Consider the following 15,112-nt stretch of genomic DNA (forward strand, 5'->3'; position numbering starts at 1 on the left):
ATAATTTGCTTCAGTAAAAAAGGTTACACCATATCTTAAAACTCATTTGCCACTACGAAACTGTTTGGGAGGGGATAGTAGATGGAGGCTTACCATGAAATCGTTCCTTACGATAATCCGTTACTAAGGATTCGGATATTCCAATCACAGCGCAAACCTCATACGAGAACAGAGTGGCATTACCATAAACAGCTTGAGCTGTTGCTTATCCTTAAAGGACAGCTTGATTTATATATGGAATCCGATATGATCTCATTAACTGCTGGTAATGTCGCCATTCTTGGTACTTACGAGCTTCATCGAGACTATTGCTCTTCCCACTTGGAATATATCGTTGTCCAGTTTGATTTGGAGCATTTTTTCGATCAAAGCTCAATTTCTTATATGCGTTATTTTTCTGAAACGCGTGAGCCGTTAAGCCGTGCAAATTATATTTTTGCCGAACAACCGCACATTCAGCTTGAGGTCGCTAAATGTGTGCGAACAATATTGCAAGAAGCTAGCAATAAAGAAGCAGGCTATGAAATTGCAGTAAGTATTCTTATTAAGCAAATTCTGTTACTGCTGCTGCGCAACGATAATCGGAAAGTTTTATCCGAGCAGGATCCTTTTGATAAAATGCGGCTAAAACCAGTATTAGATTATGTGGAGCAACATTTGACCGATCGCATTCAAGTAGAAGAAGTATGCCAAATCGTTAATATGAGCTACTATTATTTTGTAAAGTTTTTCAAAAGATCAATTGGCTTGTCGTTTACGGAATATGTGAACTATCGGAAGGTAAAGCGCGCAGAACGTTTGCTGCTAACGAAGGATTTAAGTATTACAGAGGTTGGAGAACAAATAGGAATGCCGAATATGGCACATTTCTATAAAATGTTCAAGAAATATAACGATTGCTCGCCAAAGCAATATCAGAAAAAAATGCTGCAGTGGACTTCAGCTGATTCACAAAAATAAATATAAAGCAATAAAAGCTCGAAGACCTAACGACTAGGACTTACGAGCTTTTTTGGCATAACTAGTTTATAACCAACACCGCGGATCGATTCAATCCGAACCGATTGCTGTTCTAGCTCAAGTTTTTTACGAAGTGAGCTGACATGCACATCAACTGTGCGCTGGCCGCCAATATAATCAAATCCCCAAACGACATTCATTAGATCGTCGCGACTAATCACCATGCCTGGACGCTGGACCAAATATAACAAAACCTCAAATTCCTTTGGCCGCAAAGATATTGGCTGATTTTTAACACTAACCTCATATTTTTCTGGATAAATCGAAAGTTCACCTGCTTGTATAACTTTCTCATTTGATAAATTCGGCTTTGGCACATCATTTTGTGTTCTGCGCAAAACAGCGGATACTCGCGCTAGCAATTCAGCAACACCAAATGGTTTCGTAATATAATCATCAGCCCCATGCCGCAAGCCTTGAACAACCTCTTCCTCTGCATTGCGAGCAGTTAAAATAATAACAGGCGTCCGAACACCATGTTGATGGAGGCGGTTTAACACCTCAAAGCCATTCATGCCGGGCAGCATAATATCGAGAATAATTAAATCAAATTTATGCTCTAATGCAATTTGCAGCCCTTCACTGCCATTTTCAACGACAGTTGTCTCATAGCCTTCTTGATTCAAATTATATGTTAACAACCTAGCTAATGTAGGCTCGTCCTCGATAACTAATATTTTATTAGACATTATGAAACCTCCATCATTATACGATTTCTTTGTTTCCTCTATCGATAGTGTAACACTATCATGATTTGTGTGTAAAACATAAATAACGGACATCTTCATTTGTAAATCTTCCCTAATGATGTTAATGAATTGCTGGCAGCTCTAATGTAAATGTAGTGCCTTTGCCGACTTCACTTTGTACAGTTATTACACCTTTATGCAGTTCAACCAAATGCTTGACGATTGATAGACCAAGACCTGTTCCGCCTGAACTTCTAGAACGCGCTTTATCTACCCGATAAAACCGCTCAAAAATTCGCGGAAGATCTTTTTCTGGGATACCGATGCCAGTATCTGCTATTTCAATTCGAACCTTCTCTTGCTCAGTTAATGCAATTCGCACATCAACCTTTCCTCCATCAGGTGTGTAGGCTATTGCATTGCTTAGCAGATTAACAAAGATTTGTCGCAAACGATCCTCATCAGCCTCCATGTAAAGTTCCTGCGGAGCAGTTAAATTCACTTTAATATGTTTTCGCTTCGCACTTACTTCTAAAATCGTAATCGTGTCTGCCATAAAGCTTGAAATATCTACAGGCGACAAAATTAGCGGGGCACGACGTGACTCGATTTTCGACAGCTCCAATATATCTCCAATTAAGCGATCAAGCCGCTCACTTTCATCATAAATAATTTGCAGAAACGAATGGGCTGTTTCTTCATCTTTCACAGCACCGCCTAGTAGCGTCTCAGCAAAGCCTTTCACGGCCGCAATTGGCGTTTTCAGCTCATGGGATACATTGGCTACAAATTCACTGCGCATCCGTTCAAGTCTGCGTATAGCTGAAACGTCTTGCAGCACAAGCAGGATACCGCTAAAATCCTTACCTTGTGACTGATAAATCGGCACTAGATTCAGCTCAAGCAGTCTTTCCTCTGGATAATAAAACGTGATTTCATCATGAATTAGTTGTCGGGTATCAAAGCCTTCTGAAATTAGCTGAGCTAGCTCATACTGTTGCTTAATCTCGCTGTAATGCTTGCCGATTAACTTAGAGGCAGATACGCCTAAAATTTGCTCTGCTCGTTCATTCATTATAAGAATAGCACCACTGCTATCCATCATAATGACTCCGTTTATCATATTGCTTAATACACTTTGCAGATGGTTCTCATTTTCGCGAATACGTGTCATTTGAATTTGCAAACTGTCTGCCATGGCATTAATTGCATTGCCAAGCTCACCAATTTCATCATTTTTTGTGTTTTCTACACGCGCGCGATAATCCATATTTCGTATTTTTTTCGCGACCTGAGTAATTTTTTCAAGCGGCTTAGTAAGGCCGAGTGCAATGCGGTAGCTAATTAACGCAGCAATTATAAATAAAATAATTAAGCCTACAACAAGCACAGCGGTTAAGCTGCTAATCGACTGTTCAACCTCTCCTAAGCTTATCGCTAATCGCAGCACATAGATTTCATTGCTAGCTGTATTCGTAACGGGAATAGCAACATAAAGCATATTTTCATGCTGCGTTTCACTTGAACGCGTGGATTTGCCTATCCCGCTTTCTAATGCACCGATAACTTCTTCACGATGACTATGATTGTCCATTCTCCGTGCATCGTAGCTGGAATCTGCAAGCACTGTACCGTCAGCTTTCATTAAAGTGATACGGGCATCTGTCAATTGATGGAGCTGTACTGCACGCTCTGTATAATACTTAATAAGCTCTTTATCGTCGCCCGCAATCCAGTCCATTTGCGCAGCGATAAGCTTCATTTCACGCTCTAATGTATCCTCTAGTACATTGATATGGTTTTCCTTAAATGTGTTCAGCATTAAAAAGCCCGAAGCTATAACTGAAAGTGCAACCATTGAAATAATAATAAGCGTCAGCCTTGCACGAAAGCTTAACAATATATGTCCCTCCTAATATTCTCGCAGGCTGGTTAACCTGTATTAACTATATCACTGATTTGTAAACGTGCTGTTAACGAAATGTAAACTAGTTGTTTACTTCAATTACCGCTATAATAGCATAAGAACTGCAGATGCACGACATTTATATGAAATGAGGTGCCGATGTGAATAACAGCCATTACTTCAAATCAATCATTCAAATGCAATATGTTCGCCGCTGGCAGGAATTTTCGCCACGTTATATTGATAATGCAGCCAGTCATAGCTTCCGCTGTGCCAGCATTGCAGTACTAATCAGTATTGTTGAACGAAGATTGTTGCAAAAGGATATTCCTGCAGCTCTGCTTATTGGAAGAGCGCTATTACATGATTTGAATGAAACAGTTACTGGCTCGATTAAATATGTAACGAAAAAGGAAAAGTCGCTGGCAGGTCATATTCAACGATTAGAAAATGAAGTGAATCGCCAACTTGTTAGCAAATTATCGAAATCGCTACAAAACTCATTTACGGAATATATTGTCTATGCAGAGGACGATAGCTACATCGGCGGCTTAGTTCGAGAAATTGATTCGTTTGATGCGATGCTTTTTTGCAAGCGAGAAAGCGACCTGCAACAGGGAGGGTATTTTGCTGCACGTTATCATGAGCTGCGAAGCCAGCTACTACAGAGCAAATACGACTCTATCCGCTGGCTGCTGCATGCACAGGAGCAAGATCAAGGGGTCGCGCAGTTTTTACATTACATTTTAAATCTCGATTTAATTGAACGTTGGGGCGGCAGCTTTAATTTAATTCCCGATAACGATGCTACGCATAGCTTTCGGGTCGCTGCCATCGCTTTGTTTAATGCTCATTTGGAAAAAGAAAAATATAATCATGCCCATATAAACCTTTATGCCTTGCTAGGAAAAGCAATTATGCATGATGTCGTTGAAGGAGTTAGCGGTGATGTCGCTTCGCCAATTAAACACTCCTCTGCGGAAATTAAACAGGCTTTTGCTCAGTTCGAAGCACAAGTAGCTCGAGATATGGTGCATGAGCTGCCAAGCTTTATGATCGAGGATATGATGGACTTTCTCGTTTACGCGAAGGACGATAGCTATGAAGGCGAGCTCGTTGATATTGCAGATAAAATCGACGCACTAATTAAAAGCAATCTTGAAATACGTAACAATCCACATTATGCCTCCAAATATGAGCAGCAATTAATTCAAATTCAGCATCGTTATGAAAATCCATCGGTTATTTTCTTTTTAGCTTATATTTTGCATGATTTGACGTTTGATCATATTATGCGTTAATGATGTGCTAAAAATATTAAAAAATATCAATAGCCAAGCAGACGAATATCCCCGCTTGAATTCGAGGTATTTATTGTCGCTTGGCTATTATTTGCCAGAAGTTAATATCTATTCGTTTTATTTTCTTTTTAATGACTTCGCATATTGTGAAATTGCCGCATAGAATTCCTTCCATTGCTTACTTCCTGTAATTGGCGGTGCAGCTTGAGCAGCAGCCAGCTCCTCTTGCTCTTGACGAAATTCTTCGCTAGCATCCTTTAACCCGTTTGTTACGTTAGCAGCTGGCTTTTCACTTGACTCATTGTCGCTTCGCTTTATTTGCTCATTTGTCTTGCTCGACTCTTTTTGCTCGGCAGTCACGAAAATTTCTGTTTCATTTATCAAATGCTGCTCACTCCTTTAACCAGCTATTGCGCAACGTAAATAGCTCGCGCAATTCATCCGTACTCAGCTCAGTAATCCATTGTTCAGATTGCTGAACAATTTGCTCATTCAGCATTTGTTTGCTGTCGATCATCGCGTCAATTTTTTCCTCCAGCGTACCGATCGTAATAAATTTATGCACCTGTACTTGTCTCGTTTGCCCAATACGAAATGCACGGTCAGTTGCTTGATTTTCTACTGCAGGATTCCACCAACGATCAAAATGAATGACGTGATTTGCTGCGGTTAAATTTAGCCCTGTTCCTCCAGCCTTTAAGCTTAAAACAAATGCTACATGCGGCACATTCTCATCCTGGAAGGCTGCTATCATTTCATCACGCTTTTGCTTTGGAACTCCGCCGTGTAAGTACGGAATTTCCAGCTCGTAGCGCTGCTCTAACAGCTGCTTAATTTGCTGACCCATTTCCAAATATTGAGTAAAAATTAAGCAACGCTCTCCTAGTTCGGCAATATGATCAACAATTTCCAACAATCGCTCTAACTTGCTGGAACGAGTAATCGCCCATTGCTTTTTCGTTTGCTGTCCTAATAATAGCGCAGGATGATCGCATAATTGTTTAAGCTTCGTTAATGAGCCGAGAATTAATCCTCTGCGCTGCATTGGCGGTTCCTTATCCAGTCTCTCGAGCAGCTCGCTTACGATACCTTCATATAAGGAAACCTGCTCAGCCGTTAAAGGAATAAAGCTCTTTGTCTCTTGCTTGTCAGGCAACGAAAGTGAAATATTTGGATCTCGCTTCACCCTTCTTAGCATAAATGGCTTTACCCAGCGTTGTAGCGCTTCGATTTTGCCACTATCCTTCTCACGCTCAATCGGAACTATCATCGAACGGCGAAACTGATAGAGACTTCCTAAATAGCCTGGATTAATAAAATCATAGATTGACCATAGCTCTGTTAAGCGATTTTCCATCGGTGTCCCTGTTAAAGCAATGCGATGCTTTGCAGACAGTTTACGAATTGCGCTAGACTGCTTCGTATAAACATTTTTAATATTTTGTGCTTCATCAAGACAAAGCGAATCCCAAACAATTCCTCCTAAATCTTCAGCATCAATTTGTGCTAAAGCATAAGAGGTAATTACCAAATCAGCACCTTGCACGGCAGCTATAAACTGCTCACCTTTCAGGCGCTTTGAGCCATAGTGCAAAACAACACGCAAATGCGGTACAAAGCGCTGCAGCTCTCGCTCCCAGTTACCGATTACTGATGTCGGACAAATAAGCAAGGAAGGACTTTCTCTCTGCTCCAGCTCACTTTCCTTTATATTTGCTAAGTAAGCCATATATTGAATCGTTTTCCCTAAACCCATATCATCAGCAAGCACTGCGCCCAAACCGTAGCGGCGTAAAAAAAGTAGCCATGAGGTTCCTTGCTGCTGGTATGGACGCAGCTCTCCTAAGAATAGGGCTGGAGGTTCAACTAGCGGTATTTCACTAACGTTTTGCAATTGTGCGAGCCATTTCATTAAATATTGATTGAATTCGATTTCTGTTTCGATATTATCGTCCAGCTCATCCTCGATCCAATCTCCATGCTCGCCGCGCAAGTGCATTTGCAGCACATCACTAAAAGTTAACCCTTTTTTTCGATGAACGTGTTTTATCCATTTTTTTACACGAGCAATATCATCGGCTGAAAGATAAACCCACTGCTCTCCTATTTTGACAAGACCGCGATTGCTTGCAGCTAGCTCAAGAAACTGCTCTTCACTAATTTCGCTGTCTCCTAAAGCAAATCGCCAATCGAATTGGACAATTTGACTTAGCCCAAACATCGGCTCTGCAGGTGATCCTAGCGCACCGCGAATTTTACCTTTAATTTTTAAGCGACGATTTTTTACATTTTCCCACCATGACGGCAAAATAACTTTACAACCTGCTGCCAGTAACTGTTGGCTAACATATTCTAAAAATTGCCATGCTTCTTGCTCTGACATCGCATGCTGTAAAATTCCATTATTATTAAATTGAAGATCTTGTTCTATCACTTGTTTATATCGCTGCTGCTCACGCATTAACTTATCTGGCAATGTTTCAAGCCATTCAGCAGGTAAAGGCAGCTTACTGCCATCTATCGCTTGCATCATCCAGCGACTACTGCTAGAAATACCAGATGCTGGCGCAGAAGATTTGCTTTGCGCAAATGAAGAATTTTCATATTGTAACAAATACCACTGCTCATGCAGACTGCTATAAATTGATGTGCGCAGCATCCAGCTAGCATTTTTATGAGCTGGCTCATGCAAGGAAATTGCCAGCTTATAAGGAACTGTCCCTGCTTTATAACCTATGCTCGCTAACCATTCATCCTCATCATCTACAGTTGTCATCAATATGCTCTCACTTATATCGTTAAGCAAGTTATCCCAGCTCCGCTTAACAGCTTCATCAACCTCGAGCAATTCATTAATAATTAAGCTAGGCCATAACTGAATCCCTTCAAAGCCAAAAGCCTGTGCCTGCAGCAACATATTTTCCCACTGCTGCTGCTGATCTGCTGTAAGAACAAGCCTCCAGCTAGCCTGGTCTTTGCTCCATAATGCTGCGTCAGGCTCAAATTGTCCCTGCTCTAAACTGTGAACCAGTAACTGTGCCATACTGCGCATAAGCATTAACCGTTCACTATGTGCAAGTTTTAGAATTTGCAAAGCTCCTGGCGCGGTTAAAAACTCAAATGCTTGACGTGGCGTTAACGTTAGAATGGTGCGGCCATTTAATTTACTTTCCTCAATATCTGTGCCGTACCATGAACGAGCATCCCATCCAAATAAATAGGTTCTTAGCTGACCGTACGTCGTCTCCTTCCAACCGTCTACGCGCAGGACAATGCTATAATTTAATTGTTCATCTCGATTCCATATACCATCAATGGATATAGTCTGAACGCCTTCGTTGTTCATCATTCCAATTATTTTCCTTTCACAAGCTCCTCTTGTAATGCACGAAGCCGACTATATTTGCTCTGCATCCGCTCATTATAGCTCTGCCATACATCAAGTTTATCTAATTGCTCATATAAGCTATATAATTTCTTCATATGCTTCGCTGCCATTCGATAACCTTGACGATTACGCGAATGAATCGCCTGTTCAATCGCTTGATGATACATCGGCAGCAGCACTTGAGGTGCATGCAATTCTACTTTTTGCATTTCAGAGCCTTTAAAGTCTTCCGGCTTTCGTCCCATATACATTTGTAAATCTGCCCAAGCAGTATATTCTCCCTGTGAATAGTAGTAATCCGTTAACGCTTGATAGGAATGCGGCAGCAGCTCAAGCATTGCCTCAATCCATTTTTTCTCCTGTGGCTGTTGATTTAATGCTTTTCGCAATAAAGATAAAAATGGTCCGACTGAACGCAAATGATTGCCTCCAGAAAATTGCTGCATCAGCCACGTCATCCATATCGTCACTATGTCCCAACGCTCGCCTGCCATACGCTGTTCTATCATCGGATATACTAAACGTTGTACTTTCTCAAATGGACATTGCTGAACATAAGCAAGTGCAGTTTCATCATCATTACAATGAAAAGCTAATGCTGCTAACGAGCCATTAATCAATTGCAGCATATACGGTCGCTGTTCATATTTTAGATTTCGCTGAAGCTCGTTCTTTATGTCTTCTTCCAGCGGCTGTCGACCAGCGGCTACTGCCATCATGCGATAAATGATATGTTCCCATTCCAGCATCGGCTTTTCATATGTTTCAGCACATTCGTAGGCAAACAAAAATAGCTGCTGCAACCAGCGTTGTTGAAATGGCTGTAATCTGTCGTTTTGGAGTTGCTCAAACGTTTCATAAAGTTGACTGATCCATGGATCTGAAATACGTTTAAAGCTAATTTCATGATAATAACGGCTAAAACTATCAGTAGCTTGTAATGCACGTTCACCTAAGTAAAGCACAAATAATATTGAGGCGCACCAATGCATTCGTTGCACCTCATATTCACTATTTCTAGCCAAACTTTTTATTGCGGTTAACGTTTGCGAAAGCGGATGAAATGAATGCTTGCATTTTTTCCATTCATCGCCAAATCGTTCACGCAATTTATTAAATAATCCTTCGATTTCTGTATCTTGATCGATGGTTGGCTGCTGCTCTTTTCTTTCTATCGTTGCTGCTTTTACAATGCCAACTATTTGAAAATAGGCTTGCTCAGCGAGAACTTTTCCATTTTCCAAAGTCATGCAATATTGAAAAAACAGTGCACCGATATGCTCACAAAGCTGTGGTTGCTGGCATGTGCAACTGCTGTAGCGAATATGCTCAGAATCAATCACAACTGCATGCAGCTCTCCATCTCTAACTATTCCATTAATCATTCCGCCAGCATAAACCTTTACCTTCTGTACCGCTTCATCCTGCATAAGCTGCCAAGCTTGCTTAACAGTAGAGGTATACGCTCCATTCTGGCAAAGCTGAACAAATGCCGCCAGCAATTGATTATAGATTTGCATGCGTATTGATTCACCTCATTTTTATTCTCTCCATTCTAACTATTATATCAAAAAAACAAAAAAAGCGTACGAACAGATAAGCAATTAATTGCTTATTTGCCCGTACGCTGCTCGTATTTTATTACTTGCTTGCGACGATATGTAATTGTCTATTGATCTTTTTCATTTAAATGCGGCAACGAAACTGTAACAGCGGTACCTCTATTCTCTTGGCTATTAAGCTCTATTTGCCCATTATGGAGATCTATAATCTTTTTCACAATGGATAAGCCTAATCCATATCCATCAAGAAAAGGGATGGAACGCTCTCTGTAAAATCGTTCAAAAAGCAATCCATTGTCAGGTTTTTCCAAACCTTCGCCGCTGTCCTTGATAATAACGATACAATGATGATGATCCTCTTTCACCTCGATCGTTATGCTGCCTTCTTCAGGTGTATGCTTGATCGCATTGGACAGCAAATTACTCCAAACCTGCTGCAAAAGAATTTTATCACCGTATATGAATATGTTATCCTTTATTTTTAATGTACTTAAAAGCTTTTTATGCGAAAGCTGATATTCAAAAAGTTGAAGTGTATGGCGAAGCTGATCTTTTACTGGATAGTTTTGCTTGGATAGTGTTATCCCTTTATGCTCTAAACGAGCTAGCAGTAACAATTGACTGCATAGTTCTGAAAGCTGATTGACCTCATCGCTAATTATTTTTGCAAAATCAATTCGTTGCTGCTCTGTTGCTCCATCATGTTGAATAAGCATAGCATAGTTTTGCAAAATTGCTAAAGCGGCATGTATTTCATGAGAAACATCTGCAACAAATGCTTGTGCAGCTTGTTCTGATGTCTGCAATTCCGCTTGTTTACTGTATAGTTGCTCTACTTTTTCCCCCAGCTTATTGATTTTTTGCTTAGATTTCCGCAGCAAAACGATGAGTAAAAGGGTAACTAATATAAGCAAAGCTAGAATACAATTGAATGCAATAAACTGCAACGATAGTTTATCTGTCGAATAATTGAGCAGCTTTAGGCTACTATTCATTTCACGCACACCTCAAGCTTATAGCCTAGCCCTCTTATAGTACGTATTCTAAAACTATGCTCGTATTGAGCAAAGCGTTTACGCAACCGTTTAATATGTACATCAATTGTTCGTTCATCTCCGCTGTAATCAGCTCCCCAAATTAATGTAATTAACTCATCACGTGTAAACAGTCTGCAAGGATATTGGGCTAACTGGGCTAACAGTTCAAATTCCTTAAGCGGCAATATTTGCACTGTTTCACCGTCAGTTACCTCATGATTTATTCGATCGATAACAAGCTTATTTAGGCGAATTTTATCGCTCGCGACAATATAATAACGGCGAAAGAGAGCTTTAATACGAAACAATAGCTCTGGCAGCTCAAATGGCTTAGTTACATAGTCATCTGTACCACTTAAATATCCTTGCTCCTTCTCCTCTATTTTCTGATGTGCTGTTAACAAAATAATTGGAATATCATAATTGCTTCTAATATAACGGCATACATCTAAACCATTAATTTCAGGCATGTTCACATCCAAAATTGCTAAATCAATATGATAATCCTGCATAACTTGAAGCGCTTGTTTTCCGTTATCTGCTTCAACGACTTTAAATCCTTCTCGCGTTAAATAATGATTAACCTGCAAACGAATCCGTGCATCATCATCAGCAATTAGCAGCTGCTTCATAGCAATCTCCACCTTCTCTAACTCCAATATTGCAAAATACAGAAGGTATTTTCTATTATTTTACAACTATTATTGATAATGATAATCAATATCGTTTGTTTTGTAAACCATTACTTTTGCTCTAATTCTGGATACAGCATCGGCAATAATGCATCGATCGCTTCAATTGCCAATATATTGCCTGTTGTACCAAACAGCTCTTCCTCCAGGTCATAAACTCGATTATTTTTCACCGCATCAAAATGCTTCCAAATATCATTATTTTTAAATTCCTCATCAAACATTTTCACTACTTCATCTGGCATACCATGTGCGGCACGTAATATTACGTCAGGATTTGATTGATACAGATACTCAGTATTGGATGCTAAATATTCAACATCTTCGCCTTCCCCCTGTACCACGTTGACACCGCCAGCTAATTTAACAAGATCACCGATATATGAATGCTCAGTTGCTACCAGATAACTTCCAGGAATCCCCATTAAAATTAACACTGATGGTTTTTCATACTCTGCTGTTAATTCCTCTATTTTATCCACTTTTGCTTGAAATTTTTGAACGAGCTTTTCTGCTTGAGTTTGACGATTGTAGCGTTCTCCGAAATCAACAATCGCTTGGTTCATTGCTGCCACGCTTGTTAAATCTACAAATGTCGCATCAATCCCCGCTTCCTCAAAAACTGGCTTTAGATCGTACTCTAACGTTGTAACGGATAGAACCTCTGTCGGATTGAGCATTTTAACAAGCTCCATATCAGGACTCATCGGATTGCCAACCTTCGTTACACCATTATAACGTTTCGGTAATACCTTCACTGATGTTGGGATGCCGACGACATCTAATTCAAGTTCATCTAAAATTTGTGTAATTGCTACTGTAGTTGAAACAATGCGATATTCCTCGTCTTGCTTCTCCTCCTCATTCTTTGCCGCAGCTTGTGTACTATCACTAGAAACTTGTTTTGCATTAACGAAAGAGTCGTTTTCGTTCTGCGAGCAGCCTGTTAATAATGCTGTAACTAATACAGCAATAACTAACACAAGCACTGCTAAAAATAAGCTCCCCCTTTTCATTTTCACCCTCCTCGCCTTTAGTTACCGTATTTATCTAAAAGTCGCATAATCAGTGTTAGTGCCTCAGCTCGAGTAGCAGAAGTTGATGGTTCAAAGCGATGATTACTCTTACCGCTAATTAGCCCAGCTTGAACTGCTGCTGCCACTTCTTTTTGTGCCCAGGCTGGAATGTTTGCTTTATCAATGAAGTTAAGCGTTGCTTCTACCTCTATGTTAAGATTAGCTGCACGCGCAATAATTACGGCTATTTCAGCACGAGTAATGTTTTTATCGCCGCGGAAAGTTTGATCGCTATATCCGCTCATCAGCTTAGCAGCTACTGCTGCATTAACATGCTCAATTGCCCAAGAAGGAATATCCTTCTGATCGATAAATGATTCAGCTTGATTACTAGCGGGAAGCTTTAAAGCACGACTAAGCATTACAGCAAATTGCGAACGATTAATTAGTTCATCAGGACGGAACGTTCCATCGCTGTGACCAGCGGCAATACCAAGTTCAGTAGCACGAGTAATTGCTGCTTTTGCCCAATGATTTTCAACATCTTTAAAGCTCACACTGCCTGTTTGCTCGCCTGTTGTTGGTTGCGTGTTCGCTTCTTGCTCTGTAGAACCTCCTTTAGAATCAATAATATTCTCCGCATCGCTTGCATTTAGTCCGCTAGGAAAACCAACTGTTCCATCTTTCGTAGGGACTGGAGCATCTGCTTCAACACTAACAATCGTTTCAGGAAGTAACTTAAAGCGAATATCATAGGAGTGAATATATTTAAAATCTATCGCTTCAACAATCCAATGAATACTAATCCAAGCTGGATATGTACGTGTTAAATCATCCAATTGGAAGGTAACAACGCGAGTATTGTTGCCCTTATCTTCCTTAGAAACAACACCCTCTTGACCATCAATTTTGAATCCAACAATTTCTTTACTTTGCAGCACTGTTAATGAAAGGCTCTTTTTACCGTCATCTACCTTTAACAACGCTGGGCTTACTAAATATTGTGCAGAAATCGATGTTTTCTCCTTATCAGCATAGAGTACCTCATAGTCAATATAATAAGTGCCATCTTGTAAATTAGCTGGATCTATAGCTGAACTTTTGTTTTCTGTATTTGCTGCAGTAGCATTTTCTCCTTTAGCTGCATTTACCCATTGAACTCCTAATAACGAGACAAACAACATTGCAACCATTGTAATAAGCAGCAACTTTTTACGGCTCCGATTTAATATGAATTCCAACATTTAATTAACTCCCCTCGGTCAAGTTGTATTACTGTTTCACTTTTCTTTTGCGATACATAGCGATAATTGCAAATCCAACAATAAATACGAGAACAATAACTGCTCCGATAATCATCCAATTTGAACTGCTTGACTTATTGTTAACAGAAGCACTAATCACATTGGCATCTTCTTCATTTGCTCCATCTAATACCGTTCCTAGTTCAACATTTTCAGCGCCAGTAACTTGCTCCTCCTCATTATCACTTGGTTGCGGAATTGATTCATTTTCCTCACTATCGCTAGCAAAAGGCTCTATATCTTCCTTACTAGCTTCATTTTCTGCTAGATTAGCTTTATTTTCTTTTTCCGAGGAATCAGTACTTGGTGTTGTTGAAGGTGCAGACTCAGCTGCGGAATCAGTTGCGCTTGGTGTTGCAGTCGGTTTAACTGATTGCTCTATTGTTTGCGAGCTAGTGCTGGTAGAAGTTGACGCTGGTTTTGTGCTTGCAGTTGGTTGTGAACTTGCTTTAACAGCTTCTGAAGGTTTTGCTGTCGCCTTCACTTCTGAATTTGTCTCCGCAGCTTTTGATGGTTGTGTTGTTGCGCTTGCAGCAGGAGTAGCTGTTGGAGCGCTGCTGCTTTGCGGCTGGCTAACTAATTGTAACGAACTCGTATCATAAACAAAGCGAATCGTATAGTCGTGATCGTAATTAATATCTGGTACAGTTACATGGATTTGTGACAGCATGTCGTTATCTAAACTATCTACTGAAAATTGCACAACTCTCTTATCATTATCACTGTCGCTACTTACTAATTTAGCATCGACATAGCCACTTCCACCTGGAACTTTAAAGACCGTTACCCATTTGCTATGATTAATCGTCATTTGTACTGTAATTTTTCCTCCATCGACGATTACTTTTGCAGGCTTATCCCAATAATCATTCGCTATTGAAACCGACTCATCGTCCGGCTTCTTAATGAGAAAATCAACGGTATACGTGCCATCTGATAAGCTAGCTGCGTAAGTAGATTGACCCCCTTGAAAGAAAACAATAATCAATGAAAGTGTAATAAAAATACTTGAGATTACTTTCCACTTCATATGGATAATATTTCTCTCCCTTCCTTTACTCTATAGAATCTCATTGAGAATTCGGCATCATCTTGACTTAACCGCTTATTCTAGCGAGAAAATGATAATCATTATCATTGATAAATCAAAAAAAATAGTTTCTGCCAAATCCAACCATTATTGTAACCTAAAATTAT

12 protein-coding genes are annotated in these 15,112 nt (G+C 40.0%); 2 read left to right on the forward strand and 10 right to left on the reverse strand.

The window, feature by feature from the left end:
* Positions 1-81: 81 nt before the first annotated feature.
* A complete protein-coding gene (locus AC2TDL_RS02025; RefSeq protein WP_484698417.1) occupies positions 82-960 on the forward strand; it encodes a helix-turn-helix domain-containing protein in 879 nt (292 codons plus the stop codon).
* A 26-nt stretch (positions 961-986) separates the two neighbouring features.
* Here the strand turns inward: AC2TDL_RS02025 and AC2TDL_RS02030 are convergent, their stop codons facing one another.
* Both AC2TDL_RS02030 and pnpS read right to left on the reverse strand, forming a co-directional pair.
* Positions 987-1,709: a response regulator transcription factor gene (locus AC2TDL_RS02030; protein ID WP_484698418.1), complete on the reverse strand. Its 723-nt coding sequence runs from the start codon at positions 1,707-1,709 to the stop codon at positions 987-989.
* Between the two features lie 121 nt (positions 1,710-1,830).
* On the reverse strand, positions 1,831-3,609 hold the full coding sequence (pnpS, locus tag AC2TDL_RS02035) for a two-component system histidine kinase PnpS (RefSeq protein ID WP_484698419.1): 1,779 nt from the start codon (positions 3,607-3,609) through the stop codon (positions 1,831-1,833).
* Positions 3,610-3,776: 167 nt separating this feature from the next.
* On the opposite strand from pnpS, the gene AC2TDL_RS02040 reads away from it, so the two are divergent.
* Positions 3,777-4,916 carry a YfbR-like 5'-deoxynucleotidase gene (locus tag AC2TDL_RS02040; RefSeq protein ID WP_484698420.1) on the forward strand — a complete coding sequence of 380 codons (1,140 nt, stop codon included), beginning with the start codon at positions 3,777-3,779 and terminating at the stop codon, positions 4,914-4,916.
* Positions 4,917-5,033: 117 nt separating this feature from the next.
* Here AC2TDL_RS02040 and AC2TDL_RS02045 read toward each other — a convergent pair whose 3' ends face one another.
* The 8 genes from AC2TDL_RS02045 to isdC form a co-directional block, all read right to left on the reverse strand.
* Positions 5,034-5,300, reverse strand: a complete 267-nt coding sequence (locus AC2TDL_RS02045; protein ID WP_484698422.1) for a hypothetical protein — start codon at positions 5,298-5,300, stop codon at positions 5,034-5,036.
* A gap of 7 nt (positions 5,301-5,307) precedes the next feature.
* Complete coding sequence (locus AC2TDL_RS02050) at positions 5,308-8,265, reverse strand: DEAD/DEAH box helicase (RefSeq protein WP_484698423.1); 2,958 nt, start codon at positions 8,263-8,265, stop codon at positions 5,308-5,310.
* 5 nt (positions 8,266-8,270) lie between these two features.
* Positions 8,271-9,824, reverse strand: a complete 1,554-nt coding sequence (locus tag AC2TDL_RS02055; protein WP_484698424.1) for a hypothetical protein — start codon at positions 9,822-9,824, stop codon at positions 8,271-8,273.
* Between the two features lie 149 nt (positions 9,825-9,973).
* A complete protein-coding gene (locus tag AC2TDL_RS02060) occupies positions 9,974-10,861 on the reverse strand; it encodes a sensor histidine kinase (protein WP_484698425.1) in 888 nt (295 codons plus the stop codon).
* Positions 10,858-11,535, reverse strand: coding sequence for a response regulator transcription factor (locus AC2TDL_RS02065; RefSeq protein ID WP_484698426.1), 678 nt, complete (start codon positions 11,533-11,535; stop codon positions 10,858-10,860). Before AC2TDL_RS02065 ends, AC2TDL_RS02060 begins: the two co-directional genes overlap by 4 nt.
* Before the next feature lie 110 nt (positions 11,536-11,645).
* Positions 11,646-12,617, reverse strand: a complete 972-nt coding sequence (gene isdE / locus AC2TDL_RS02070) for a heme ABC transporter substrate-binding protein IsdE (RefSeq protein WP_484698427.1) — start codon at positions 12,615-12,617, stop codon at positions 11,646-11,648.
* Between the two features lie 11 nt (positions 12,618-12,628).
* On the reverse strand, positions 12,629-13,855 hold the full coding sequence (locus tag AC2TDL_RS02075) for an S-layer homology domain-containing protein (RefSeq protein ID WP_484698429.1): 1,227 nt from the start codon (positions 13,853-13,855) through the stop codon (positions 12,629-12,631).
* Positions 13,856-13,883: 28 nt separating this feature from the next.
* A complete protein-coding gene (isdC, locus tag AC2TDL_RS02080; RefSeq protein WP_484698430.1) occupies positions 13,884-14,945 on the reverse strand; it encodes a heme uptake protein IsdC in 1,062 nt (353 codons plus the stop codon).
* Positions 14,946-15,112 lie beyond the last annotated feature (167 nt).

The organism is Paenibacillus sp. plas6 (assembly GCF_057221655.1).

What these genes read in the sequence shown, in the direction of transcription:
- AC2TDL_RS02025 (WP_484698417.1), top strand. Translation starts at nt 82, where the DNA reads ATGGAGGCTTACCATGAAATCGTTCCTTACGATAATCCGTTACTAAGG.
- AC2TDL_RS02030 (WP_484698418.1), bottom strand. Translation starts at nt 1,709, where the DNA reads ATGTCTAATAAAATATTAGTTATCGAGGACGAGCCTACATTAGCTAGG.
- AC2TDL_RS02050 (WP_484698423.1), bottom strand. Translation starts at nt 8,265, where the DNA reads ATGATGAACAACGAAGGCGTTCAGACTATATCCATTGATGGTATATGG.
- AC2TDL_RS02055 (WP_484698424.1), bottom strand. Translation starts at nt 9,824, where the DNA reads ATGCAAATCTATAATCAATTGCTGGCGGCATTTGTTCAGCTTTGCCAG.
- AC2TDL_RS02060 (WP_484698425.1), bottom strand. Translation starts at nt 10,861, where the DNA reads ATGAATAGTAGCCTAAAGCTGCTCAATTATTCGACAGATAAACTATCG.
- AC2TDL_RS02065 (WP_484698426.1), bottom strand. Translation starts at nt 11,535, where the DNA reads ATGAAGCAGCTGCTAATTGCTGATGATGATGCACGGATTCGTTTGCAG.
- AC2TDL_RS02075 (WP_484698429.1), bottom strand. Translation starts at nt 13,855, where the DNA reads ATGTTGGAATTCATATTAAATCGGAGCCGTAAAAAGTTGCTGCTTATT.
- isdC (WP_484698430.1), bottom strand. Translation starts at nt 14,945, where the DNA reads ATGAAGTGGAAAGTAATCTCAAGTATTTTTATTACACTTTCATTGATT.